This is a genomic window from Pedobacter frigidisoli, assembly GCF_004331675.1.
GTDB classification, from domain to species: Bacteria; Bacteroidota; Bacteroidia; order Sphingobacteriales; family Sphingobacteriaceae; genus Pedobacter; species Pedobacter frigidisoli.
Genome location: NZ_SJSN01000001.1, coordinates 224,866 through 249,106 on the forward strand (window position 1 = coordinate 224,866; position 24,241 = coordinate 249,106).

23 protein-coding genes are annotated in these 24,241 nt (G+C 36.5%); 4 read left to right on the forward strand and 19 right to left on the reverse strand.

The features are described 5' to 3' along the window. Positions 1 to 24: 24 nt before the first annotated feature. The gene (locus tag EZ449_RS00905; RefSeq protein WP_131556072.1) at positions 25 to 1,545 is read right to left on the reverse strand and encodes a glycoside hydrolase family 32 protein; all 1,521 of its coding nucleotides are present in this window, start codon (positions 1,543 to 1,545) and stop codon (positions 25 to 27) included. 7 nt (positions 1,546 to 1,552) lie between these two features. After that, a complete protein-coding gene (locus EZ449_RS00910; RefSeq protein ID WP_131556073.1) occupies positions 1,553 to 2,605 on the reverse strand; it encodes a helix-turn-helix transcriptional regulator in 1,053 nt (350 codons plus the stop codon). A 285-nt stretch (positions 2,606 to 2,890) separates the two neighbouring features. Between EZ449_RS00910 and EZ449_RS00915 the strand changes: the two genes are divergently transcribed. The 4 genes from EZ449_RS00915 (at position 2,891) to EZ449_RS00930 (ending at position 8,398) form a co-directional block, all read left to right on the forward strand. Next, entirely contained in the window at positions 2,891 to 4,408 is a 1,518-nt protein-coding gene (locus EZ449_RS00915) for a TROVE domain-containing protein (RefSeq protein WP_131556074.1), read from the forward strand. Positions 4,409 to 5,150: 742 nt separating this feature from the next. Beyond that, positions 5,151 to 5,912 (forward strand): nucleotidyltransferase domain-containing protein, encoded by a 762-nt coding sequence (locus EZ449_RS00920; RefSeq protein ID WP_131556075.1) that lies wholly within the window; start codon positions 5,151 to 5,153, stop codon positions 5,910 to 5,912. After that, entirely contained in the window at positions 5,902 to 6,963 is a 1,062-nt protein-coding gene (locus EZ449_RS00925) for a DNA polymerase beta superfamily protein (protein WP_131556076.1), read from the forward strand. The genes EZ449_RS00920 and EZ449_RS00925 overlap by 11 nt, the downstream gene beginning before the upstream one ends. A gap of 10 nt (positions 6,964 to 6,973) precedes the next feature. Then, a complete protein-coding gene (locus EZ449_RS00930) occupies positions 6,974 to 8,398 on the forward strand; it encodes an RtcB family protein (protein ID WP_131556077.1) in 1,425 nt (474 codons plus the stop codon). A gap of 394 nt (positions 8,399 to 8,792) precedes the next feature. On the opposite strand, the gene EZ449_RS00935 is transcribed toward EZ449_RS00930, so the two are convergent. The 17 genes from EZ449_RS00935 to EZ449_RS01015 form a co-directional block, all read right to left on the reverse strand. Continuing rightward, positions 8,793 to 8,999, reverse strand: coding sequence for a DUF2683 family protein (locus tag EZ449_RS00935; RefSeq protein WP_131556078.1), 207 nt, complete (start codon positions 8,997 to 8,999; stop codon positions 8,793 to 8,795). 66 nt (positions 9,000 to 9,065) lie between these two features. Beyond that, entirely contained in the window at positions 9,066 to 9,917 is an 852-nt protein-coding gene (locus EZ449_RS00940) for a hypothetical protein (RefSeq protein ID WP_131556079.1), read from the reverse strand. Positions 9,918 to 9,990: 73 nt separating this feature from the next. Continuing rightward, complete coding sequence (locus EZ449_RS00945; RefSeq protein WP_131556080.1) at positions 9,991 to 11,244, reverse strand: pyridoxal phosphate-dependent aminotransferase; 1,254 nt, start codon at positions 11,242 to 11,244, stop codon at positions 9,991 to 9,993. A gap of 16 nt (positions 11,245 to 11,260) precedes the next feature. Continuing rightward, complete coding sequence (locus EZ449_RS00950) at positions 11,261 to 12,022, reverse strand: Fic family protein (RefSeq protein ID WP_131556081.1); 762 nt, start codon at positions 12,020 to 12,022, stop codon at positions 11,261 to 11,263. 17 nt (positions 12,023 to 12,039) lie between these two features. Further along, positions 12,040 to 12,372, reverse strand: coding sequence for a type II toxin-antitoxin system RelE/ParE family toxin (locus EZ449_RS00955; protein ID WP_131556082.1), 333 nt, complete (start codon positions 12,370 to 12,372; stop codon positions 12,040 to 12,042). Further along, positions 12,372 to 12,560 (reverse strand): hypothetical protein, encoded by a 189-nt coding sequence (locus EZ449_RS00960; protein WP_131556083.1) that lies wholly within the window; start codon positions 12,558 to 12,560, stop codon positions 12,372 to 12,374. Before EZ449_RS00960 ends, EZ449_RS00955 begins: the two co-directional genes overlap by 1 nt. Before the next feature lie 20 nt (positions 12,561 to 12,580). Further along, positions 12,581 to 13,912 (reverse strand): argininosuccinate lyase, encoded by a 1,332-nt coding sequence (gene argH, locus EZ449_RS00965; protein WP_131556084.1) that lies wholly within the window; start codon positions 13,910 to 13,912, stop codon positions 12,581 to 12,583. Between the two features lie 108 nt (positions 13,913 to 14,020). Continuing rightward, positions 14,021 to 15,085 carry a M20 family metallo-hydrolase gene (locus EZ449_RS00970; RefSeq protein ID WP_131556085.1) on the reverse strand — a complete coding sequence of 355 codons (1,065 nt, stop codon included), beginning with the start codon at positions 15,083 to 15,085 and terminating at the stop codon, positions 14,021 to 14,023. A gap of 55 nt (positions 15,086 to 15,140) precedes the next feature. Continuing rightward, entirely contained in the window at positions 15,141 to 15,953 is an 813-nt protein-coding gene (gene proC / locus EZ449_RS00975) for a pyrroline-5-carboxylate reductase (RefSeq protein ID WP_131556086.1), read from the reverse strand. A 381-nt stretch (positions 15,954 to 16,334) separates the two neighbouring features. Beyond that, positions 16,335 to 17,123, reverse strand: coding sequence for an acetylglutamate kinase (gene argB, locus EZ449_RS00980; RefSeq protein ID WP_131556087.1), 789 nt, complete (start codon positions 17,121 to 17,123; stop codon positions 16,335 to 16,337). A gap of 101 nt (positions 17,124 to 17,224) precedes the next feature. Then, positions 17,225 to 17,470: a GIY-YIG nuclease family protein gene (locus tag EZ449_RS00985; protein ID WP_225872189.1), complete on the reverse strand. Its 246-nt coding sequence runs from the start codon at positions 17,468 to 17,470 to the stop codon at positions 17,225 to 17,227. Positions 17,471 to 17,571: 101 nt separating this feature from the next. Further along, positions 17,572 to 18,543, reverse strand: coding sequence for a Rossmann-fold NAD(P)-binding domain-containing protein (locus EZ449_RS00990; RefSeq protein WP_131556088.1), 972 nt, complete (start codon positions 18,541 to 18,543; stop codon positions 17,572 to 17,574). Positions 18,544 to 18,778: 235 nt separating this feature from the next. Beyond that, complete coding sequence (locus tag EZ449_RS00995; protein WP_131556089.1) at positions 18,779 to 19,909, reverse strand: aspartate aminotransferase family protein; 1,131 nt, start codon at positions 19,907 to 19,909, stop codon at positions 18,779 to 18,781. A gap of 78 nt (positions 19,910 to 19,987) precedes the next feature. After that, positions 19,988 to 21,037, reverse strand: coding sequence for an N-acetyl-gamma-glutamyl-phosphate reductase (gene argC, locus EZ449_RS01000; RefSeq protein WP_131556090.1), 1,050 nt, complete (start codon positions 21,035 to 21,037; stop codon positions 19,988 to 19,990). 16 nt (positions 21,038 to 21,053) lie between these two features. Next, complete coding sequence (gene argG / locus EZ449_RS01005) at positions 21,054 to 22,262, reverse strand: argininosuccinate synthase (RefSeq protein WP_165499664.1); 1,209 nt, start codon at positions 22,260 to 22,262, stop codon at positions 21,054 to 21,056. 91 nt (positions 22,263 to 22,353) lie between these two features. Next, positions 22,354 to 23,052, reverse strand: a complete 699-nt coding sequence (locus EZ449_RS01010; RefSeq protein WP_131556091.1) for a GNAT family N-acetyltransferase — start codon at positions 23,050 to 23,052, stop codon at positions 22,354 to 22,356. Positions 23,053 to 23,418: 366 nt separating this feature from the next. Then, the gene (locus EZ449_RS01015) at positions 23,419 to 23,961 is read right to left on the reverse strand and encodes a hypothetical protein (RefSeq protein WP_131556092.1); all 543 of its coding nucleotides are present in this window, start codon (positions 23,959 to 23,961) and stop codon (positions 23,419 to 23,421) included. Positions 23,962 to 24,241: the final 280 nt, after the last annotated feature.

A 24,241-nucleotide genomic window follows, 5' to 3' on the forward strand; every position in this document is an offset into this window, starting at 1 on the left:
TTCATTTAAAATTCACTCAATCTCTCATTTCCCTTTACTCAAATCCCAAACTTTAAGATTATTCAAAACTGCTTTTCCACCGATTGAGAAAGCAGAGAATCCAGTCGCTTTTTCATCAGGAAAAACCATTGTGGTAATTACCTTTTCGCCACCATTTCCAAAAACCTCCAGAGAAGATTTATCTAATAAAACCTGCAGTTTAATTTTACCGTTAATAGGATTCACATTGGCTGTTTGCATAATGTTCTTATCGTTTTTAATTCCTTTTTCTGAGCGTGAACAATCTACATAAAGTTGTTTCTTGGTCACATCATAACCAATTTCGATTTCTTTAATGATGATTCCTTTATCATCTTTTAACTGAGCGATTTTAAACCCAACATTTTTGGCATCATTAACTGAAAATTCTGCATCAATCCAATATGAATTCAATGTCGGACCCAATACGGTTTCCCCGTTTAAAGCAATGTTGTTTTTAGTTGATAATTTTCCATCTGAATGCTTCGTTAGTTTATCACTTATGATGCTTGTTGGTTGCTGAAATAACCTCACACCATCGACAGTTGTTTTTAATGATAAATCTCTTGGGATCGACATTTGTCCTTTCCATGGAAAAGTTTCGTTTCCGCCAGGCTGTAACCAGCCTAATAAAATTCTTTGGTTTTTTGGGGCATCGTTCCACGGAATTCCAGCGTAAAAAGAATCGCCATCATCTACTAACAAAGTCAACTTTTCATCATTATCATTTTTGAAAGTTTTACCATCAAAATCGCCGACAAAATATTGCATAGTTGGTCCTTTTGGTCCGAATAAGGAAATTACTAACACCCATTTGGTATTGCTTTTATTTCCATCAACAGCCAAAGGAATTATAAACGGGCATTCCCAACCACTTCCTTGGTTTCCTTGTTTGCCGAAATCGCTCAGCATTGTCCAATCCTTTAAATTAGTAGAACCGTAAAACCTGGCTTGATGCTCATCAACCATTGCAACCGTCATAATCCATTGTTTCGAAGCCTCATGCCACCAAACATTAGGGTCGCGAAAATCCTTTTTATTTAAATCGATAATAGGATTTTTGGCATAGTTGGTAAAAGTCAATCCTCCATCATTGCTGTAAGCTAAATATTGCGATTCAATGTGTTGCTTGGGTAAATCGGCGGTGTAAAATGCCAAAATTGGTGCTTTGCCTTTGCCCAATCCACTTACATTATTTTTATCTAAAACAGCAGACCCCGAGAAAATCATGGTCGTTGTATCTTTCGTTATTTTTTCTGGAATTGCCACCGGAAGATGTTTCCAATTAACCAAATCTTTACTGGTTGCATGGCCCCAACTCATGTGGCCCCACTTATTTTCGAAAGGATTATATTGATAGTAAAGTTGAAATTCGCCATTGAGATAAATTAATCCATTAGGGTCGTTTAGCCAATTTGATGGAGCTGTAAAATGATAAGTCGGGCGCCATTGCGGAGTTGCTTGTTGTGCAAAACTCCCCATCGAGGCAAGCAATAAAATAATAGGGATTAATTTAAGTTTAAGCATTTCTTTACTATTTGGTTATAAATTTTTGAGGAATCGGTGGCTCCTCTTTAGCCTCGTACTGTTTAAATGTTTGTTCTAATCGCCGTTTTATTTTCGAAATCAGCAACCTTGGTGACAGCACTTTTACACATTCCCCGAAACCCAAAATTTCTCTTTCTAATTCGTAATTTAAAACAACATCTATCCTAAAGGTAGTCGTTTTTTCATTCTTACTCAATACCACTTGAGAGGAATGTAAAGGTTTGGTAACCACATAAGGGGCATGGTCGTTTGTAAATTCCAAAATCACCTTTTGTGCTCTATCTCTTTCATTTTTGGTAACGCCGATCAAATCATCATAGTAGCGATCGAAATCTATGCCTTGATAACTTACAAATTCTTCGTTTGGTAACTCTTGAAACTCAACAATTCTATCTAAAGCGAGGTTTAAAATTCCCGGACGCTTTTTTGCCTTGCAGATTAAAAACCATCGGTTTCTGTATTCCTTCAGCAGATATGGATAGTAAATTCCCTGTTGCGCTTGTTGTGCTTTGAACGATTTATACTCAATTAACAGCGACCGTTTGTTTAAAACCGCTTGATATAAAGGTGGAATACATTCTAAACCCTTAACCAATTTATTGCTTTCCAGCTGAATATTATTACCGCTTTGTTTAGTCGATTTGTATAGGTTATTTTCCAAACGGGCAATCATATCGCTCATTTCATCGAAATAATTAAAGGCGTTGAACTGTTTAAGTACGCCTACAATTTCTTTCATTTTATCTACATCAGCGTTATTTATTGGTGCTTTTGTAATGCTAAAGCTCGGGTTTTCATAAGCATAAAAGCGTTTATCCTGAACCACAATTGGCGCATTATAACCCAGTTTATCGCTTCTCATCAATTGAATATCCGCCTGAATGGTTCGTTTGCTTACGCCAGAAGTTATTCCCTCTAACTCATAAAGTGTTGCTGAAACCTTTTCTATGATATCTTCCAAGGTCCATTTACGGAATCGATTTTTCAGACAATCATCAATGGTTTTGTATCGAATTAGTGCTAGTTTATTTACGGCCATTTGAATGAATTTAGATTTCAGCTAAAAATCTGACGATTTAGCTCATCTAAATATAGAAAAGTCCTCAATAACTACGCAATACAATTGCGCAATTAGTATAGATAGAAACTAATTTGTCGATATTTTAAATTTTATTTGATTGATTATCAAATAAATAATAAAGAATATCAGAATTATTTTTTACTGCGCAAATCTGTCGCGTAGTCGTAGTGGCATCTTTGTAATGTCAGAACGATAGCAAATATTTAAATCTGGCAGAAATGTTAAACAATAAACTTAGCGATTATGAAATTCAATTTTTTTAACACAAGAAAACAGATTACTACAAATCATGAAAATGCAAAAGCATACACCATGACTCCCGAGTTGGAGTTGTATGCTGCCGTGGTAACAACAGGATTGAATGATTCCTTTTATGAATCTGGCAATACTAGGTTAAACAGAATTAAGGAACTAATCGCAAAGTGTGATCCAACATTTGTTGCCAGGTTAGCCATTTATGCCCGTACTGAAATGAACTTGAGGTCGGTGCCAATGGTATTGTCGGTAGAATTGGCGAAAAGAATTTCTGGCGATTCGATTGTAAGCAAAACCGTTAGCAAAGTGGTTTTAAGAGCTGATGAAATAACGGAATTGTTAGCCTATTATCAAATTGCCAATGAAAGAAAAGGAACAAAAAAGTTAAATAAACTTTCGAAGCAAATTCAGAAAGGTTTGGTTGATTCTTTCAATAGGTTTGATGAATACCAATTTGCAAAATACAATAGAAACACTGATGTAAAACTAAAAGATGCTTTGTTTTTGGTACACCCAAAAGCTAAAGATGGTTTGCAACAAGAGATTTTCAATAAAATCGCATCAGATAATTTGACAACACCATACACATGGGAAACTGAACTTTCTGAATTGGGTAAAACGAAATTTGAAAATGAACATGCAAAATCTTTTGCCTTTACCAGAAAATGGGAAGCGTTAATCGAAAGCAAGAAAGTTGGCTATATGGCTTTGATGAGAAATCTTCGAAACATTTTGGATGCAAACGTTTCTGCCAGACATATAGAAATGGTTTGTTCTTATTTAAGCAATGAAAAAGCAGTTTTAAATTCGAAACAACTTCCATTTAGATTTCTTTCTGCTTACAGAGAGTTAAAATCAGCAAAATCGAGTTTTACCTCGGTAATATTAGGTGCTTTGGAAGACGCTGTAATGTGTAGTGCAAAGAACATAAAAGGTTTTGGTTTCGATACTTCAGTAGTTATTGCTTGTGATGTTTCGGGCTCGATGCAAAAACCAGTATCAGCAAAAAGCACGGTATTACTTTATGATATTGGTTTAATGCTTGCGATGTTAATGCAATCGCAATGCAAAAACGTAACAACTGGAATGTTTGGCGATAGCTATAAAGTAATCAACATGCCTAAACGAAATGTTTTAGCGAACGTAATGGAATATTACAGACGCGAGGGTGAAGTTGGTTATGCGACAAATGGTTACTTGGTAATTGATGATTTACTTCGTCGAAGAGCAGTGGTTGATAAAGTAATGATATTCACGGATACCCAAATGTGGGATAACAGTTACACAGACAATTCTTTTGCTAAATCGTGGAAGAGTTACAAAAACATAGCACCAAATGCAAAGCTGTATTTGTTCAATTTGGCAGGCTACAAAACCCTACCGATAGATGTTAGACAAAATGATGTTTATTTATTGGCTGGTTGGTCTGATAAAATTTTCGATATACTTTCGGGTATGGAAAATGCAGTTTCTGCATTAGAGAAAATCAGTCAGATTGAAATATAAACCCATCCCACAGTAAATTGGCTGTGGGATATTAAATAAAAATATTGATAAATAAGCAAGTGTCGTAGAGAAGAGTTACTTCGCAATTGGGATGCCCTGGTTGTAGGTTCGAGTCCTACCTCTTTAATTAGAGTAGCTCAATGGTTAGAGCAGGAAAATAGTCTCTTTCGTAATTTACCTTGCTTTATAAAAGAATGAAAATATTAGATGAGTGCCGTAAAGAAGAGTTACTTCGATTCACGCCCAGGATGTTGGTTAAAATCCAACTTCCGATTAATTCGGAATAGTTTAATTAAAAAACATGGGGAAAGGTCTTTTCTTGAGTTTCGCCTTACTAAACACAAAACAGAATGCCGTAAATAAGGGTTACTTCGTCGCAAATTAAGGGGAGGAATAATGAAGTTGTAAAACCAGCAAGATTATCCGGTTCGACTCCGGCAAGACATGCCCCAAAACCTTTATTGCCTTTGTTTCTGTTAAAAATTTAAGATGCCGTTGGTAAGTGTTACTTCGATTGGTTGAATATAGTGCAGGTTCGAATCCTGCTAGTAAATACTCACTTTCCAGTATTGCTCTTAAAATTTTACACTCCTAAAAAATGAGTGCCGTTGAAAAATGTTACTTCGTCCAAATTAGAAACAACACATTTTTCGCCAATAGCCTCATTAATTAAAAAATAAATTAAATTTAGAAACCCCCTCGGCTAGGTGAATGATGCCGGCCGAGGATTAGTTAGAGAAAAATGAAAACAACGATAATTAAAAAGCTTGAAGAAATAGAAAAGGCAAACGATATAACAATACTATTTGCTTGCGAGTCTGGAAGTAGAGGATGGGAATTTCCATCGCCTGATAGTGATTATGATGTTCGGTTTATTTACGTTAGGCCACTCAATTACTATCTTTCTGTTTTAGATAAGGATGACCAATTGCGTTTTCCTATAAATGAGGAATTGGATATTTATGGCTGGGACATTAGGAAAGTGTTAAAACTTATCAGGAAATCAAACACTACCCCTTTCGAATGGCTGCAGTCGCCAATAATCTATAGAGAGAAAGAAAAATTCAGAGACGATTTATGGCAACTTTGCCAATCATATTTCTATCAGAAAAACAACATAAACCATTATCTGGGTATTGCTCACGGTGCTTTGGAAACGATAATTAATGATGATGAAATCAAAATAAAAAAGCTTTTCTACATACTTCGTCCTTTGCTTTCAGCAAAGTGGTGTTTAGAAAAGGGCACGATAGCTCCAATGACGATAAGTCCATTATTAACTTTGATGCCTGAAAAATTACAGACAATAGTTAAAGATTTAATTGATTTAAAATCTACTTCTGCAGAGGGGTTTATTATAAAAATCAATGCCGAGCTGAAAACATATATTAATGAGCAATTTGAACTTTGCGGTAATGGCGCTAAAGACTTACCAAAAGAAAGCTTTGATCTTGAAAAGCTAGATATTTTCTTTAGAAATACAATAAGCCGTTATGACAATTAAAGATTTAAAGGATAAAAACTTGCTGTTGTTTGAATGTTTAAGTGGCAGCAAGGCTTACGGATTAGATACACCTCAATCAGATACTGACATCAAGGGAATTTATTACATGCCAAAAGACATGTTTTTTGGCTTGAAATATATCCCGCAAATCAACAACGAAAGTAATGATGAAGTTTACTTTGAAATTGGTCGATTTGTTGAGCTATTGATAAAAAACAATCCCAATATTGTTGAGATTTTAGCCACACCTGAAGATTGCATTTTATTTAAGCACCCGATAATGGAAAAGCTCAAACTTGAAATGGTCTTATCTAAATTGTGTAAAGATACATTTGGTGGTTATGCGTTAACTCAGATAAGAAAAGCAAAAGGATTGAATAAGAAAATTTTAAATCCGATGCCCAAAACTAGAAAAACAGTATTGGATTTTTGTTTCATTACCGAAAATTATTCATCAGTTAAAGCTAAAAATTGGCTCAAAAAACGGCATATTTTACAAGCAAATTGTGGGATTTCGAAAATCCCAAATGCTAAAAACTTATATGCTTTATTTTATGATGAGGAAAACAAATGTGGCTATAAGGGAATCGCACATAAAGAAAACTCAAATGATGTTTCTGTATCATCTATACCGAATGGAGAAAAAGAGATATCGTATTTGTTTTTCAATCAGGATAGTTATTCATCATACTGCAAAGAATACAGCGAGTATTGGGAATGGGTAGAAAAACGAAACGAAGACCGATATAGCTTAAATAAAAGTCATGGTAAAGATTATGACGCCAAAAACATGATGCATACCATTAGACTTTTACAAGTTGCTCTTGAAATTGTTCGTGACGGAAAATTAAATGTAAAACGGAAAAACCGAGATGAGTTGTTATCGATAAAAAGAGGCGAATTGGATTATGATGAGGTATTAAAAATGGCAGAAGAATTAATGCTAAAAATTGAACAAGAGTCAGCAGAAAGTAAGTTGCCTGAAAAACCAGATGCTCAGCTTATCGAATCGATACTTGTGGAAATGAGGGCTACACTTTATGCCTATTAAAGATTAAATAATGAAAAACGACATAACAGGAAAAGACCTAAAAGAAATAGGTTATTCCGAGGGGAAAATATTAGGCTTGGCTTTAGATATCTTGAAAGATAATTTCCCAGATATTGAAGAGAAAGAGTTATTAGTCCTATTTAAAAAAGTAAAAGATTATCCAGAAAGTTTTTTGGATGATGAAATATTGAGTGCTTTGGCGACAGCGATTATTGAAGAGGCAAATCCTAAATCGGATGGTACAATCGAGTTGGTTAAAAATGCCAAGGATTATACCATTTTCGGTGCTGATTACATTGAGGATGGCGCCAGAAACCAAATGGATATTGCGATGAAACTGCCCATTTCGGTTGCTGGAGCATTGATGCCCGATGCACATCAAGGTTATGGTTTGCCAATCGGTGGTGTCTTAGCTACCCGAAATGCCATTATTCCTTATGGCGTTGGTGTAGATATTGGTTGCCGAATGGCTTTGAGTATTTTCGATATCCCGGAAAAACATTACTTCGGAAAAGATGCGATGTACAAACGCGAATTAATTGCTTTTACCAAGTTTGGCGCTGGTCAGAATTTTAAGGGAGATGAAAAAGCCGACCACGAGGTTTTAGAAAACGAGGACTTCAATTCGACACCTTTCCTTAAAAATTTACACGGAAAAGCCTGGGCACAATTGGGTACCTCGGGCGGCGGAAACCATTTTGTGGAGTGGGGAGTTATCGATTTCGCAGAGCGAGATGAAATTCTGAATATTGATAAAGGGCGTTATGTGGCTTTATTAACACATTCAGGTTCTCGTGGTTTTGGCGCTACCATCGCCGGGCACTATACCAAATTGGCTAAAGATATTTGTAAACTTCCGAAAGAGGCGTTGAATTTGGCATATCTCGATTTAAACTCTGCGGAGGGACAAGAATATTGGATTGCCATGAACTTAGCTGGCGATTATGCTTCTGCTTGCCATGAGGTGATTCATAAACGACTAACCAAAGCGATTGGCGCAAAGGTTTTAGCGAAAGTAGAAAACCACCATAATTTCGCTTGGAAAGAAATGCTTGATGGAGAAGAAGTTATCGTTCACAGAAAGGGTGCTACGCCAGCTGGAAATGGTGTGATGGGAATTATTCCAGGAAGCATGACTGCACCAGGGTTTTTGGTTCGAGGAAAAGGTGAAACAAGTGCTATCAATTCGGCATCACACGGTGCAGGCAGACAAATGAGTCGTACGAAAGCCATTCAATCGATTACGAAATCAGAAATGAAAGCGATTTTAAAAGATCATAATGTAACCCTGATTGGTGCTGGTTTGGATGAAGCACCAATGGCTTATAAGGATATCCATAAAGTGATGTCTGCACAAACTGAATTGGTTGATGTTATCGCTAATTTCGAACCTAAAATGGTGCGAATGGCAGATGATGGAAGTCGCGAAGATTAGTTTGAATAATTTGTGATCAGTTAATAGCCTCCACATTAACTACGATCAAATCTTACATCCAAAATTAAATCTCTTCGAATAATTTGAAGAGATTTAATTTCTAATTAGTAAAACATTGGTTCTTGCCTGTTATCCCAAAAGAAAAGAATTTCAATCTTGTCAGATTTAACTTCATAAAATACTGATGAAAGTTTTTTAATTAATCCCTGCCTAATATTTGAATCAAACTCCGTTTCTTTAAAAAGTTAAGGTGAGTTAGAAATTAACTCTAAGGTTTTGATTGTATTTCTTTTGAAATCGTTAAGTGCTTTATTTCCCAATCTTTCCTGTATTTGAGAACAGATAGATTCAAAAGTTAGATATGCTGTTTCTGATAATATAACAGGTAAACCCATTAAATGGATGATATTTTTACTTTAAACTCATCCAAAGACATACTTTTTCCTTGTTCAATATCAGCTTGGCCTTTTCTTATCCCCGACACAACCTGTTCTGGCAATATATTATTTTTTTTTATTTCATAGGGAACTTCCAAAGCTTCAAGAAATGCCTTTAATGCCTTTTCTTGAATTTTATCGGGATGTACAAGATAAGTTTCCATTTAAATCAATTTTATCTAAAATACGAATATAAATTTTATTAAGCAATGATGTTAGCTATATATGCGTCAAATATTAGCATTTTGAAGCGGATAAAATGTAACAACATTTTTCACTTTTTTATCTTTTGCTTTCCCTGTTGGGTTGGTCACATTTAATATACTGATATATTTTGTTTGGTCGCCTGCTGATTCAAAAACAATTACTTCCGCATAATTGGTTTCGTTATCCAATGAGGGCTGATCATTTAAAACTGTGAAATTTCGATTATTCAGTTCGCTTAAAAGCAATTCCTTGTTTTCGACCACTGGAATACGATTAAGGAATTTACGTTTTGTCATCCATTGATCGTTTATTTCAGAATATGGCTTAATAACCTGGCCATTTAAAACGGCAAATATGATTCCACCAAGAATAACGATGAATTCTCCTGCCCAAATTACCCATAACAGTAGTCCACTTACATTACCTGTACCCTTTATGCTAAAAGATCCAACTTCGTTAAGATTAACAATTTCCTGAAAGAGTATATTTGGATGTGTAAAAAGGAAAAAGAAATCATCAACTAATATTTTCATATCTGTTGAGCTAAGATTAAAAGTGAAACCTTTTCTACTGTAAATTATAGTATCAAAAAATACCCATTGAATATAAAAAGCCAGTAGTCCACAAAAAACCGCAATTATAACAGCAATTTTCTTATTTCTTATCTTGCCAATCTTAACACCCAGATCGATAAAAAAACCTAAGCCCATGCCTAATAGAAAAGCGATAATGGCGATAAACCAGATGTTAGGGATCAATTGGCCCAGAATAATATAGAGTATGGGCAAAACCAATGATGCTAAAATACCTATAGCAATGGTAATGAGAATAGCTGACGGCGAAGCGTAGCCTTGAGGCGTATATCTTTGTTCCATGAAAAGCGTAAAATGAGATTTTTATTTGAACACCCAAGTCAAATAATTGTTTGAATGGGTGTTCAGATTTTTTTTACTTCAACTTACTTAAAGCAGTTTTAATTCTTGGCAGCATATCTTTAATATCTTGCAATGTACAAGCGCCAACCGACGCCCTAAACCAAGGCATACTGTGCTCATTTCCGAAAGCAGAGAAAGGCACTAATGCTGCTCCGGCTTCTTTAATCAGATAGAAATTCACATCTGCGCTGTCTTTTAAAACCTGACCGTCTTCAGTCGTTTTTCCAATATAATCGATTTTTATGGTTAGGTAGATTGCGCCCATTGGCTCTACTGCATCAACATTAAAACCCTCGCCTTTCAATTCATTAAAGCCATTGTAAAGTGCGTTTAAGCTATCTTGAATTTGACCTTTGAAACTGGTTAAGAAAGTATCAACCTGTGCTTTATCATTAAAATAATTAGACATGGCAACTTGTTCGGCTTTAGGTGCCCAGGCACCCATGTGCCCTACCAAAGCTTTCATTCTGTTTAGAATATCCTCAGGACCAAAACCCCAACCCACACGTACACCTGTCGCTGCTAAACACTTAGAACTACCATCTACAAAAACAGTAAACTCACGCATTGCAGGACGTAATGAAACTGGATTTACATGCGCTTTACCAAAAGTTAAAAGCGAATAAATCTGGTCGTACATTAAATAAAGGGGTTTTTCATCAGCTCCACGAGATGCATTTTCTTCTAAAACCACATCGCAGATTTCAGCTAAGGAATCTGCATCGAACATGGTTCCCGTTGGATTTAATGGCGAACACAAAGCCAACAAAGTAGCCCCTTTTAAGTGCGGTTTCAATTGCGCTGCAGTCGGCATAAAATTATGCGCTGCATCCGTCTCTACTGCAATTGCTTTTGCAGAAGTTAAATGGCAATAATGGTTATTGTTCCATGATGGCGCAGGAAAAACTACGGTATCTCCGGGGTCGATTAATGCCAAATAAGTAGCATAAATTAACGGACGAGAGCCGCCTGAAACCAAAATACTATTGGTATTATATTCCAAACCGAATCTATCTTTCAATAATTCAGAAACAGTTTCTCTTAACTGTAAAACGCCATCTGCAGGTGGATAGTTGGTTTGATTTGCATTGTAAGCATCTACAATCCCAGCTTTTAGTTCTGTTGGAATTGGATAAATGTTCGAATCAAAATCACCAATGGTTAAGTTAGCGATTGATGCGCCTTTACGCTTCATTTCGTTAACCTCGTTACCAATTTTTATAATTTCCGAGCCAATTAATGCACTGGCTAATACTGAAACTTTCATATTATTATTTTAAATTCTACTTTAAACTATTTGGCAACATTTTTAGAAATGCCAAGCAGTTATCGTAGTTTAGTTCGTAAAAATTAACGCCTAAATTAATACTATTGTAATACTCAGGCTGATGTTCCTTGTAATATTTCTCTGATGGAATTTTCCAAAAATCGATTCCCATTTTTTTAGCTAAAAACCATTTTTCAAGCAACCTGGCTGCTCTACCGTTTCCATCTCTAAATGGATGAATATGTGCAAAACGCAAATGAATTAATGAGGCAAAATAAAATGTTTCCTCAATAGTGATGTCTAAAGAAAGTAAATGATTTATTTCTTTGAAGAACGCTTTCATAGTTTCCGCCACCAATTCTGCCTCAACAGCTAAGTAAACCAATCCTGATTGACCAAAAACGCCAACTTTATCATTTCTATATTTACCTCTTAAGCTTGCAATAACTAACTGCTTTGCTAAAATTTTATGGCTTTTTAAAAAATTCTTTTCATCGAGATTTGTTTCTTGAGCTAATTTATATGCCGAAATCAAATCCTCGATTTCTTGAACCTCTTTGGTTGGTTTAAACTTTTCTTCAGAAAAACCAAGGTTCATAAATGAATTTAAATCAATTGTATTTCCCTCAATATTTGAAGAATATACCGCAGATGCCTGAGTTTGGTAGCCCAAATCTCCATTTTGTTCAGTAAGGTCAAATTTATTGACGAGATTTTCTAAATCCTTGCCAATCAAAGAATGATACTGTTCAAAATATGTTTTATCTGCGATTTTCATTTAAAGACACTTGTATCTTAAAGCGACCGGATAATTTGCAATAGCACCTTTTTATCGATACTATTCTCTTCTGATTTATCATAAATGGTTAGCATATTTATAACAAATCCCTCTTCGTGATTTGAAACTAGATAAGTGATAACACGATAGCCGCCACTTTTACCCTTTCCCTTACTTTTTACCGCTAATCTAATTTTGAATAAACCGGAACCTAAATCGTTCCCTTGTAAAGGATTTGTAATTAAATGCGTTTCGAGCTCACGAAGTTCATCAACAATAGACAGATGTTTCTTTTTATAGACCTTTGCTTTTCTAATAAATGTCTCCGAATAGGCTATTCTATTAGCCATTAAATATCGTCTAATGTTAGCGTTTTACGCTTACCCTCTTGCATCTCTTTAATTTCCCTCAGCGCTTGAGCAATTTCTGAAGTAATTTGACTTGTTGGTTCAGCTTTAACTTTAGCACCTATTTTGCTAAGGAATTCTTTTACGAATCCAGCATCTTTATCCTTAATTTCAATTGTTAAAGTTGTCATAATTACAAAATTAGCAAAATTTATTTAACCAAATCCTCTATTGCTTTATTCACTTTTTCAAAACCAAATTGAGACAAAACACCTTGCATTCCTGCAGAAATTTGCTCGTTACAAAGGTTGCCGATGCTTCCCTCGTGTGTGTGATGTATTTGGCCCGATGGTGCAAAAGTACCATTTTCTATCTGTTCACCAACAATTTTATAAGCCTCTCTAAACGGAACGCCTTGCAAAGCTAAATCATTAACCACCTCAACGCTAAACAGATAATCATATTTTTTATCTTTCAAAATATCATCTTTAATAGTGATGTTCTGAAACATAAAAGTGGCAATTTCGAGGCATTCATTTAATGATGTAATTGCAGGAAAAAGATTTTCTTTCAGCAACTGCAAATCGCGGTGATAGCCTGATGGAAGATTGGTTATCATTATCGCAATTTCGTTTGGCAAAGCCTGAATTTTATTGCAACGTGAGCGAATCAACTCAAAAACATCAGGATTCTTTTTATGCGGCATAATGCTCGAACCTGTAGTTAATTCTGCCGGAAAACTGATAAAACCGAAGTTCTGGTTAATGAACAAACAAACATCCATCGCCATTTTGGCTAAGGTTGCAGCAACAGCACTCATCGCTTGCGCTAAAATTCTTTCTGTTTTACCACGACCCATTTGAGCATAAACCACGTTATAATTTAAGCTTTCAAAACCTAATAATTCCGTTGTTAAGGTTCTATTTAGTGGAAATGACGAACCGTAACCCGCAGCAGAACCCAATGGATTTTTATTGGTGATTTTCCAGGCTGCCAGCATCAGTTCCATGTCATCGGCAAGGCTTTCGGCATAAGCGCCAAACCATAAACCAAAAGATGATGGCATTGCAATTTGCAGGTGCGTGTATCCCGGCATCAATTTATCCTTATGGGTATTGCTCAACTCAATTAATAAATTAAACAAAGTTGAAGTTTGATTGACCATATCTTCAATACAAGCCCTAAAGAATAATTTCAAATCAACTAAAACCTGGTCGTTACGAGAACGACCGCTATGAATTTTTTTACCAGCCTCTCCAATACGCTGAGTTAACAACCATTCTACCTGAGAATGTACGTCTTCAACAGAATCTTCAATAGTGAAGTTTCCAGCTTCGATTTCAGCGTAAATATTTTTAAGCTCCTCCTGAACTGTTTTTAATTCATCAGCAGTAAGCAAGTTAATGGTTTCTAACATTTGAGTGTGAGCCAAAGAGCCCAATACATCAAATTTTGCCATCTGTAAATCCAGTTCGCGGTCTTTACCAACGGTAAACGTTTCTACGAATTTATTTACATCTATATTTTTTTGCCAAATCTTCATAATCAAACTTCGTCATTGCGAGGCACGAAGCAATCCCCTTTTTGTATAATTAAAAATACCTTACGATTCCTCAGCATTAAGATTGCTTCGTGCCTCGCAATGACGGATTTATTGTATTACTGGTTTCAACATATTTACATATCCCTCCACGCCCTCAGCCACTTCTCTAACGTATAAAAATTCATCGGCCATGTGCGAGCGACCAGAAAAACCTGGTCCACATTTTACCGATGGAATATCCAATAAAGCTTGGTCTGATGTAGTTGGCGAACCATAAGTGGTTTTGCCTAATGCAACTCCTGCCTGAACAACCGGATGATTTTTATCAATTGATGATGGTTTTAGACGAATAGAGCGAGGCGTAACATCACAATCTACATTGGCACGGATAATTTCTAAAACTTCTTCATTGGTGTAAGCATCAGTAACGCGAACATCAACCGTAAAAGTGCAATTTGCCGGCACAACATTGTGTTGAGAGCCTGCATTGATAATCGTAACTGTCATTTTCAGCGGACCAAAAACATCTGATACTTTTAGGAATTGATAACTCCTGAACCATTCAATATCTTTCAATGCTTTGTAAATTGCGTTTTCGCCCTCTTCTCTTGCCGCGTGACCAGCTTTTCCATGAGAAACGCAGTCGAGTACCAACAAACCACGTTCAGCGATGGCTAAATTCATTTCAGTCGGCTCACCAACGATTCCGAATTCTAATTCTCCTAAATCTGGCAATACCAGCTCTAAACCATTATTTCCTGAGATTTCTTCTTCAGCGGTTGCTGCCAAACAGATGTTATATTTTAAATTCTCTTGTTCGTAATAATACAAAAACGTACCGATTAACGAAACTAAGCAACCACCGGCATCATTACTTCCCAAGCCAAATAATTTATCACCCTCAATAGCGGCGTCGTATGGGTCGCGGGTGTAACCGGAATTTGGCTTAACCGTATCGTGATGCGAATTCAACAACACACTAGGTTTACTCGCATCGAAATGCTTGTTGTAGGCCCAAACATTGTTCATTTTACGCTGCGTTTTAATGCCTCTTTCCTCCAAAAACTGAGCAATTAAATTCGCGGTTCTGTCTTCTTCTTTACTAAAAGACTGAATGCGAATTAACTGTCGCAACAAATCCAGACTTTCTTTTTGTATATTTTCTAATAACATAGTATCGAGTAGTTAGTATCAAGATATCGAGCCAAAACCCTCAACCTTATAACTTTTAACTTTCTTTTGTGTATAAATTTCCTGCTTTTAAAGCCGATAATTTAATCCCTTTTATTAACGACGAACTAAAACCATTATGCTCCATTTCGTTTAAACCAGCAATGGTACAACCTTTCGGCGAAGTTACTTTATCTATTTCTGATTCTGGGTGAGTGCCATGTAATAAAAGTAAATCGGCTGCTCCCTTTGCCGTTTGAACTGCCATTTTAAGCGCTTCATCAGCATGAAATCCAATTTCTACACCACCTTGCGATGCCGCTCTGATTGCCCTCAAAAAGAATGCAATTCCGCAAGCACAAAGCGCAGTAGCTGAAGTCATCAAGTCTTCGTTTATTTTCACAACAGAACCAACCGTTTCAAACATTTTGGTCACATCGGCAATGTTTTCTGTCGAAGCATTATCGCTGGCCATACAAGTCATCGATTGCCCGATAGCTATTGCAGTATTTGGCATTACGCGAATCACCTCCACATCATCTCCCAGTTTCTCGCGAACCGCAGCGCAGCTTACACCAGAAATTACCGAAATAACCAAATGTTTAGCCGAATCTATGGATGCATTAATTTCATCCAAAACCGTGTTTAGCTGTTGGGGCAAAACAGCAAGAATCACAACATCCGCATCCGCAACTGCCTGTTTATTGTTGTTGCTCACTACAAATCCAGCATCTGCGAAAGATTTTAAATGGTCGATGTTTCTTCGGGTAAGCGTAATGTCGCCTGCCTTAGCGAAATCGGCTTTTACCAAGCCTTTTGCTAAAGATAAACCGATATTTCCGCTACCAATTATGGCTATTTTTTTATTCATTTGATTACACAGATTAATGTGATTTCACTAATTAATTTTTTTTGAAAAGCAATTTCAGTAATTCTATTTATGTTCAGTCCTGCTATTCACTTCAATCTTTTTTAATCGCTTGTCATGCTGAGGCACGAAGCATCTGTTTCATCATATGCAGCTGCTTCGTGCCTCAGCATGACAGCCCATTTAAGGTTCTGCTAAAAAAAGTATTTCCGTTTCTATCAGGTTTAAGTGGCAGAAACAGTCGTTAATTGGTCTGGTTTCCCTCAATCTTATAAAACACCCCGCCCTGTGGGCACCTCCCGATAAATCGGGAGGAATTGCAAAACGCTTAAGCATTACGACAAGTCCCCTTTAGAGCCTGTTCCGATTTTACATCGGAAGGATTTAGGGGTTCATACTAGTTCCAAAAGTTCCCTCAGCGAGTTCTGCTAATTCATCAGCTTTGCCAATATATACAGTAGAAACCCCTTTTTTTATGGCCTCGAAAGCATTATGCAATTTCGGAATCATTCCTCCCTGAACCGTTCCATCAGCTTTTAAACCGTCGAATTCTTCCGCTTTAATTTCCCTAACTACTGAATCATCATCATTTACATCTTTCAAAACACCTTTTTTCTCAAAGCAATATACCAAACGCGTTTCATATAAAGCAGACATAGCAACCGCAACAGATGATGCAATGGTATCAGCATTGGTATTTAACAATTGCGTGTCACCATCATGCGTTATGGCACACAAAACCGGTACTAATCCTGCTTTCAGCAGACTATCCAACATAGTCGAAGAAACAGAATTCTCATCTAAATCTCCAACAAACCCGTAATCGATTTCTTTTACAGGGCGTTTTTTAGCCTTGATAATATTCCCATCGGCGCCTGTTAAACCAATGGCATTGCTGCCTTTGGCTTGTAATTGGGCAACCATATTTTTATTAATCAAGCCAGCATAAACCATGGTTACAATCCGCAAAGTTTCAATATCAGTAACTCGACGACCATCAACCATTTTAGCTTCAATGCCTAAGCTTTCGCCCAATTCGGTTGCGATTTTACCACCGCCATGAACCAAAATTTTATCGCCAGGCAAAGCCGTAAAATCCAATAAAAACTGATGCAAGTTTTCAGAGTTATCAATTACGTTTCCGCCAATTTTTATGATTGTAAGTTGTTTCATATTCTGTATTTCCGTCATTGCGAGGTACGAAGCAATCCTAATGCGCTATTCTATTTAGTCTAGTGTCTCGAACAAATCTACCCATTCTGAATTCAAACCTTTTACGAGATTATCTTTTGTTGTCTACTTCCTCCCTTTATAAGTTTTTCTTCTGCAATAGCTTCTTCAATATTTGGAAAGAATTGAAAATATACAAGATTGTAGCATTTGTACTTTGATGTGAACCTTTTAGGATAGACATTGTTTTTATGCTCCCAAATACGGTTTCTCAACTCAGATGTAACTCCTGTATAATAAATGTTGTTAAATACATTTGTCATTATATAAACGCATCCACCTCTTTCCATACTATTATAATTTGTTAATTGCGAGCCTGTGAAGTAATCTTAAAGCAAATTGCTAACCTAAAGTTGTAAGATTGCTTCGTACCTCGCAATGACGAGCTATTTTACAACTCCTCCAACATCGCCTTAATTACAGCTTGTGCTGCCCATAAACGATTTCCTGCCTCATGAATTACCAACGAATTTGGTCCATCCAAAATTTCAGAAGATAACTCCAAATCACGTCTAACGGGCAAACAGTGCATCACTTTTGCATCATTTGTGAACTTCAATTTTTCATTATTCATCATCCAGCCATCGGGATAAGTTAAAACCTTACCATATTCTTTGTAGCTGCTCCAGTTTTTCACATAAACATAATCGGCGCCAGATAAAGCTTCTTCTATATTATATTGAATATCTGCACCTGGTGTAAAATCTTCCGAAAGTTCATAACCCTCGGGTTGAGCGATTGTAAAATCAATCATTCCCTCGGCTTGTGCTTTACACATCCACTCTGCAAAAGAATTTGGAACTGCTTGTGGCAATGCTTTTACATGAGGCGCCCAAGCTAAAACAACTTTTGGTTTACGACCGTCTGGTTTCTTGGCCCACGTTTCATGAATGGTAATAATATCAGCAAAACTCTGTAAAGGATGGCGAGTTGCACTTTCTAAACTCACTACAGGGACAGCGCAATATTTCACAAATTTGTTAAAGAAATCTTCACTGTAGTCTTCCTCACGATTGTTTAATTTTGGGAAAGAACGTAATCCTAGAATATCGCAATATTGACCCATTACTGCTGCAGCCTCACGAATATGCTCAACAGTAGAGCCATTCATTACTACACCATCTTGAGTTTCTAAAGCCCAACCCTCTTTATCCAAATTCATTACCATCACATTCATACCTAAGTTTAAAGCAGCCTTTTGAGTACTTAAACGGGTACGCAAACTAGGATTCATAAAAACCAACCCTAAGGTTTTATTTTTACCCAAACTTTGATGTGCGTAAGGATTTGCCTTTAATTTAAGCGCATCGTTTACAAATTCTTTGATGCTCGAAACATCATGTACGGAAGTGAAAAGTTTCATTTTTTAAAGCTTAAAGACTAAAGCTTAAAGACTAAAGTTTCCTGCGAGATTTATACAGAATTCAAAATCTAAACTTTAACCAATTATGGTCGTGAATGTTTCAACAAGCCAATTAGCATTGCTTCAACTTCATTTTAAAGTTCCGTCATTGCGAGGTACGAAGCAATCTTTTAGCGGTAGAAACCCACTCATAGTTGTAAGATTGCTTCTTGCCTCGCAATGACGAGTGTATTTATTATTTTACCAATTTCCCAAACGCCACCAAAAATTCATCAGCATGTGCCTTGGTTAAATTCAAGGCTGGCAATAAACGGATAACATTTGGTTTAGCTTCGCCTGTGAAAATATGGTGTGTAAATAATAGTTCTCTCTTAACATGAGCAAGTGCTTCCGGTAATTCAATTCCAATCATCAACCCACGACCGCGAACTTCAATTACTTGCTCGAATTTTTTCAATTCCTTAATTAAGTAGTTACCGATTTCTTCAGCATTTTTCATCAAGTTATCTTTTTCCATCACTTCTAAAACAGCTAAAGCCGCAGCGCAAGCTAAGTGATTTCCGCCAAAAGTAGTACCCAATTCACCATGCCAAGGTTTAAATTTTGGTGCAATAGAAATTCCCGCTACCGGAAATCCATTACCCATTCCTTTCGCCATGGTATAAACATCAGCTTCAACGCCAGCATAATCGTGCGAGTAAAACAAACCTGTTCTACCGTATCCGCATTGAACTGAATCGGCAATGTAAACAGCATTATATTCATCACAAAGTGAACGGATTTTTTGTAAGAAACTTTTTGAGGCTTCCTTAATTCCACCCACACCTTGAATGCCCTCGATAATTACTGCTGAAATTTCATCGCCCTGCGATTTAAAAGTTTCTTCAAGAGCAACTTCATTATTAAAAGGCAAGAAAATTACGTTTTCTGTCTGATTAACAGGGGCAACAATTTTAGGGTTATCAGTCACAGCAACCGCTAAAGATGTTCGCCCGTGGAAAGCGCCCGTAAAAGCGATTACTTTTTTTCTGCCATTATAAAAAGAGGCAAGTTTTAAAGCGTTTTCATTGGCTTCTGCACCTGAATTAACTAAGAATAACTGAAAATCTTTCTTTCCTGAAACCTGACCTAATTTCTCTGCCAATTGGGTTTGCAAAGGAATTTTAACCGAATTGGAATAAAAACCAACTTTATTTAATTGGTCGGTTAGGCGACTTACATAATGCGGATTGGTGTGTCCAATCGAAATCACAGCATGACCGCCATATAAATCTAAATATTTTTGTTCGTTAGCATCCCAAACATTGCTGCCTGATGCTTTTGTAATTTCTATATCGTTAAGAGGGTAAACGTCGAATAGTTGCATTTTTTAGGAGTTATTTTGTCATTCTTAGCTTGCGAATCTCTTTTGTAGGTGCTTCGACAAGCTCAGCATGACATGTGATTAAAAATAAGATGCCTTCAGACGCAAACCTGCGGTTTCTTCCAAGCCAAACATTAAGTTCATATTCTGAACCGCTTGTCCGCTTGCGCCTTTGAGCAAATTATCTATTACACTAATGATAAAAAGTTTATCACCATGTTTTTCCAAGTGTATCAAACATTTATTAGTGTTTACTACTTGTTTTAAATCGATGTTTCGCCGACTAACGTGTGTGAATTGCGCCTCGGAATAAAAATCAGTATAAAGTTGGTAAGCTTCTTCTTCACCAAGAGTACACTCAATGTACATTGCTGCTAAAATTCCTCTGGTAAAATCTCCCCTTTGAGGTATAAAACTCAATCCCTTTTTATCTGATTGATAACCCAATTGCTGTAATGACTCGGTTATTTCATCTAAATGTTGGTGCTCAAAAGCTTTATAAATCGATAGATTATTGTTCCTCCAACTAAAATGAGAAGTCGCTGCTAAACCTTGTCCAGCTCCTGTGGAGCCTGTTGTAGCATTTATATGAACTTCACTTTTAATTAAACCTTTTGCAGCCAAAGGCAATAATCCCAATTGAATACAAGTAGCAAAACAACCTGGGTTAGCAATGTTGCTTGCCGTTTTAATTTTATCGCGATTTAATTCAGGAAGACCGTAAACGAAGTCTTTAGTCTGAAGTTCGGAGTCCGGAGTCGAAAAACTAGCATTTGCTGAAAGTCTAAAATCTTGTGATAAATCGATGATTTTTATACTATCGTTAATCGGATTAGCAGCTAAAAATTTTTTCGCATCGCCATGGCCAACGCAAAGAAACAATACATCAATATCTTGAGGAACATCGCTAACAAACCTTAAATCCGTTTCGCCGATTAAATCAGTATGTACATCAGAAATTAAATTCCCTGCATTACTAGTACTATTTACGAAAGCAATTTCAACATTTGGATGATTGATTAGGATACGTAGCATTTCGCCACCTGTGTAACCTGCACCACCAATTATTCCTGCTTTAATCCCCAAACCCCTAAAGGGGCTTTCCGTTCCGTCGTTTATGTTTTGTGCCATATTTTTACTTTGGGTTTTAAGCTCCCCCTTTAGGGGGCTGGGGGGTATTAACTTTATGCCAAATCATTACCTGGTTACCGAAAATTTTAGAGAAACCTTTAACGTCTTCTCCACTCCATGCATTGTTCATTTCGCCGTAGCTTCCAAATTTATTGCTCATCAAATCGTGGTTAGATTCAATACCAATAATTTGGAAACGATAAGGCAATAACTCTACAAATACTTTACCGCTTACCACTTTTTGGGTATCAGCTAAGAAAGCTTCGATATTCCGCATAATTGGGTCGTGGAATTGACCTTCGTGTAACCAATTACCGTAGAAAGAGGACAATTGCTCTTTCCAACTCAACTGCCATTTGGTTAAAGTATGTTTTTCTAAAGTATGGTGTGCTTTGATAATGATAATTGGAGCCGCAGCCTCGAAACCAACGCGACCTTTAATACCGATAATCGTATCGCCAACATGAATATCACGACCAATGCCATAAGGTTGAGCAATGGCTTGCAATTTTTGGATCGCTCTAACAGGCTCTAAAGTTTCGCCATCAATGGCTACTAATTCACCTTTCTTGAAAGTTAGTTCAAGCTTACGAGATTCAGTTTCTGAAACCTGAGTTGGCCAAGCGCTTTCCGGTAAAGTTTCGTTGGAAGTTAAAGTTTCCTTTCCTCCAACAGAAGTTCCCCACAAACCTTTATTAATCGAATATCTTGCTTTTTCTGCACTATATTCTACACCGTGTTCAGCTAAATATTCTATTTCCGCTTCGCGGGATAATTTCAAATCTCTGATTGGTGTGATGATTTCAACTTCTGGAATAATGATATTAAAAATCATATCGAAACGCACTTGATCGTTACCTGCACCTGTACTTCCGTGAGCTACATAATCTGCACCGATTTTTTTAACGTAATTGGCAATCGCTGTAGCCTGACTAACACGTTCTGCACTAACTGAAAGTGGATAAGTAGCATTTTTAAGTACGTTACCATATATCAAATACTTAATGCATCCATCATAATAACTTGCAGTTTCATCTACCACAGCATGAGATTTTACACCTAAAGCATTGGCTCTTTTCTCTATTTCTTGTAATTCTTCGTCAGAAAAACCACCAGTATTTACAATTACGGAGTGAACCTCTAAACCACGATCTTGAGCAAGATAAATACAACAAAATGAGGTATCAAGACCTCCGCTAAATGCTAAAACAACTTTTTTCATCATAATTTGAGATGTGAGATGTTGAGATATTGAGATATGAGATATGAGATATTGAGCGCAACTATTCTCAAATCTAATTTCTTCTAAATCATCTCTATTTAAATAAAAGGGTAAATAAAAATAAAAGGGATTTTAATCCAGATTTTGGCTTAGGCTTAACAACTAACTGTTGCTTAATCCGCATAAAGCGCTCGTATAATTTTGGCTTTCTTTGTAATTCTTCAGCAAATTTTTTCGCTGCATCGTGTTTTTGAGTGGCAGGATCGTAAAGCATGGCAGTGCACATACAGTTTTTACGTTCCTTCATTTTCAAAATCTCGAAGTTTACACAGCTTTGGCAACCTTTCCAAAATTCTTCGTCTTGTGTTAACTCAGAATAAGTAACCGGCTCGTAACCTAAATCAGAGTTAATCTTCATTACAGCTAAACCAGTGGTTAATCCAAAAATCTTTGCTTTAGGATATAAGGTTCTAGAAAGATCGAAAACCTTTTCTTTAATCGCGTGTGCTAAACCTGCCTTTCTAAATTCAGGAGCAACGATTAAACCAGAGTTGGCTACAAATTGGCCATGGCTCCAGGTTTCGATATAGCAAAAGCCTGCCCAAGTGCCATCTTTATGAAAAGCGATTACAGCCTTGCCCTCGATCATTTTGTTGGCAACATATTCTGGAGAACGCTTTGCAATACCAGTACCGCGAGCTTTTGCGGATTCTGCCATTTCAGTTACAATCTGCTCTGCAAAGACATGATGCTCAGCAATGGCGACTTGTACTATAAATTCATTAATATCCATTCGTTTTCTAACGAAAAATTAAGGTATTCTTGTTAATTGGGTTTTTAGAGAGGATCAATTCCTCATAGTATTAGTAAGATGTACTAAATACGCGGCGTAAAATTTTGCCGACTTAAGGGATAATAGAATACAGGCTGAAAACGATTAATAAACAAACTCATCGCAGCAACATATTGTGCTGAAATAACAGAAAGTTTATGTAAAAATTGTTTAATCATTTCTTGCGTACCAAAAGGCTTTAACTCTATTGAGGTGCAAAGGTTTAAATAATAATCGGGTTCTACAATAGTTTTTAACTTTTTTACATTTTTATACTAAAGTAAAAAAGCAAAAGCTCTCCCTTAAATAGGAAAAGCTTTCATTTGTTTATTTTTTTCCTAATCCAACTGAGACCCTAGTTCCATCTAAAAAGAAGTTAAGCTTACTAGGATTTGTACCTGCAGGAAGTTGGAATTTCCATATAGCTTCTGTAGAAGCTTCAGCATCTGGCTCAGTACTGCCACTTTCTTTACTACCTGGAACAGCTGTCTTATTATCCAGTTCTAATCTTGCATCGGAAGCAGAAACTGAAAAATATTTTTTGGCATCTAAAGTGCTTTTATTTGTAATCAATAATTTAACGGTAAGCTCGGAACCTGTAGATTTACCATCTGCATCTTGCAAAACAACAGATTTTGCTTCCGTTACCTTTACCAGTGCCTCCCTATTTTTACCAAGAATTGCCGTATCAGGACTAACTAAATAATCTACACCTTCGGGTGCATTTTCTGCTTTTGCCGGAATAGTAACCGTAGTTTCTGTTTTTGTAATGGTGGTATCTGCTGGTTTATCTTTCTGAGATGAACCGCAAGAGGAAAGAGCTAAAACGCCCATAGATACTAAAGCGAATTTTGAGATGTTTTTAATCATTTTTTGAGGTTTTTAGGTTTTCAAATATAGCTGTCTATTTATTATCTAATCGTTAACTTTTAAGAACGACTTTGTAAACTTTTATCGAACAGATGAATTAATTTTTTGTTTGCTCTCTCCTGATAATGAATAAATTATTTCGCCATTAAGAATTGTTTACGTTCTAACATTGTTAAATCCACAGGTAAAACTTTAACACCTGTTAACATCATTTAACATGCGTTATAATCGTTTAAACGCAATCTTTGTAATCTGTAGCGAATGTTAGTTCAACATCGTT

Bases quoted from the DNA above. Each gene is read 5' to 3' on its own strand.
- EZ449_RS00905 (WP_131556072.1), bottom strand. From the start codon at position 1,545: ATGCTTAAACTTAAATTAATCCCTATTATTTTATTGCTTGCCTCGATG.
- EZ449_RS00910 (WP_131556073.1), bottom strand. From the start codon at position 2,605: ATGGCCGTAAATAAACTAGCACTAATTCGATACAAAACCATTGATGAT.
- EZ449_RS00915 (WP_131556074.1), top strand. From the start codon at position 2,891: ATGAAATTCAATTTTTTTAACACAAGAAAACAGATTACTACAAATCAT.
- EZ449_RS00920 (WP_131556075.1), top strand. From the start codon at position 5,151: ATGAAAACAACGATAATTAAAAAGCTTGAAGAAATAGAAAAGGCAAAC.
- EZ449_RS00925 (WP_131556076.1), top strand. From the start codon at position 5,902: ATGACAATTAAAGATTTAAAGGATAAAAACTTGCTGTTGTTTGAATGT.
- EZ449_RS00930 (WP_131556077.1), top strand. From the start codon at position 6,974: ATGAAAAACGACATAACAGGAAAAGACCTAAAAGAAATAGGTTATTCC.
- EZ449_RS00935 (WP_131556078.1), bottom strand. From the start codon at position 8,999: ATGGAAACTTATCTTGTACATCCCGATAAAATTCAAGAAAAGGCATTA.
- EZ449_RS00940 (WP_131556079.1), bottom strand. From the start codon at position 9,917: ATGGAACAAAGATATACGCCTCAAGGCTACGCTTCGCCGTCAGCTATT.
- EZ449_RS00945 (WP_131556080.1), bottom strand. From the start codon at position 11,244: ATGAAAGTTTCAGTATTAGCCAGTGCATTAATTGGCTCGGAAATTATA.
- EZ449_RS00950 (WP_131556081.1), bottom strand. From the start codon at position 12,022: ATGAAAATCGCAGATAAAACATATTTTGAACAGTATCATTCTTTGATT.
- EZ449_RS00955 (WP_131556082.1), bottom strand. From the start codon at position 12,372: ATGGCTAATAGAATAGCCTATTCGGAGACATTTATTAGAAAAGCAAAG.
- EZ449_RS00960 (WP_131556083.1), bottom strand. From the start codon at position 12,560: ATGACAACTTTAACAATTGAAATTAAGGATAAAGATGCTGGATTCGTA.
- argH (WP_131556084.1), bottom strand. From the start codon at position 13,912: ATGAAGATTTGGCAAAAAAATATAGATGTAAATAAATTCGTAGAAACG.
- EZ449_RS00970 (WP_131556085.1), bottom strand. From the start codon at position 15,085: ATGTTATTAGAAAATATACAAAAAGAAAGTCTGGATTTGTTGCGACAG.
- proC (WP_131556086.1), bottom strand. From the start codon at position 15,953: ATGAATAAAAAAATAGCCATAATTGGTAGCGGAAATATCGGTTTATCT.
- argB (WP_131556087.1), bottom strand. From the start codon at position 17,123: ATGAAACAACTTACAATCATAAAAATTGGCGGAAACGTAATTGATAAC.
- EZ449_RS00985 (WP_225872189.1), bottom strand. From the start codon at position 17,470: ATGGAAAGAGGTGGATGCGTTTATATAATGACAAATGTATTTAACAAC.
- EZ449_RS00990 (WP_131556088.1), bottom strand. From the start codon at position 18,543: ATGAAACTTTTCACTTCCGTACATGATGTTTCGAGCATCAAAGAATTT.
- EZ449_RS00995 (WP_131556089.1), bottom strand. From the start codon at position 19,909: ATGCAACTATTCGACGTTTACCCTCTTAACGATATAGAAATTACAAAA.
- argC (WP_131556090.1), bottom strand. From the start codon at position 21,037: ATGGCACAAAACATAAACGACGGAACGGAAAGCCCCTTTAGGGGTTTG.
- argG (WP_165499664.1), bottom strand. From the start codon at position 22,262: ATGATGAAAAAAGTTGTTTTAGCATTTAGCGGAGGTCTTGATACCTCA.
- EZ449_RS01010 (WP_131556091.1), bottom strand. From the start codon at position 23,052: ATGGATATTAATGAATTTATAGTACAAGTCGCCATTGCTGAGCATCAT.
- EZ449_RS01015 (WP_131556092.1), bottom strand. From the start codon at position 23,961: ATGATTAAAAACATCTCAAAATTCGCTTTAGTATCTATGGGCGTTTTA.